This is a genomic window from Pseudomonas sp. MD195_PC81_125 (assembly GCF_014060985.1).
GTDB classification, from domain to species: Bacteria; Pseudomonadota; Gammaproteobacteria; order Pseudomonadales; family Pseudomonadaceae; genus Aquipseudomonas; species Aquipseudomonas parakoreensis.
In genome coordinates, this window is record NZ_JABULD010000860.1 from 1 (window position 1) to 527 (window position 527).

Here is a 527-nt window from a genome sequence, read left to right on the forward strand (position 1 = left end):
TTCCCGGTTGGCCTTCAAGGCGCACGATTTTCACGCGCAACCTGCTCTGGTTAGGATTCGCGAAGCAAAGTCCGCAAAGCTCTTGATCAAACCAGATTGCCAAATCGAACGCCATCGGTTCTCTGGCCTTCCACCTGACAACTTCCTGCCAGGAAAAATGAGGATCAAGCCATTGTTCATAGGCATTCAGGGCCAGAGCATCGATGGCCTCAAAACGAACTCTGGAGTGGTCCAGATCCACGATCCCGTTCTGTTGCAGATCTTTCTGCAGTTTGGCAAAAGTAATACCGGCCTGCTTCCGCGCCTCTGACCGATAGACCTGATACCGCAAATATGTCCGTTCCCTTGGCATGTGATCCCGAGCATTCCGTGTCTCCCCATCAATGGGCCTATCCGTTGCTCATCAGCCTATTCACCTCGCCGCCAACTGTCCCTGCTGGCCCTTTGGCCAAATCATTGCAATCCATGTCCCGCGCTGGTTATAGTCGGCGCTCGTGAATCAGCTGATTCACATTTCAAAATCCTTC

The 527-nt window shown here is 52.6% G+C and carries 1 protein-coding gene; it reads right to left on the reverse strand.

The genetic code is table 11. From position 1 onward, the window contains the following. A partial coding sequence (locus tag HT737_RS29820; protein WP_182404613.1) for a hypothetical protein occupies positions 1 to 352 on the reverse strand: 352 nt, incomplete at its 3' end. Positions 353 to 527: the final 175 nt, after the last annotated feature.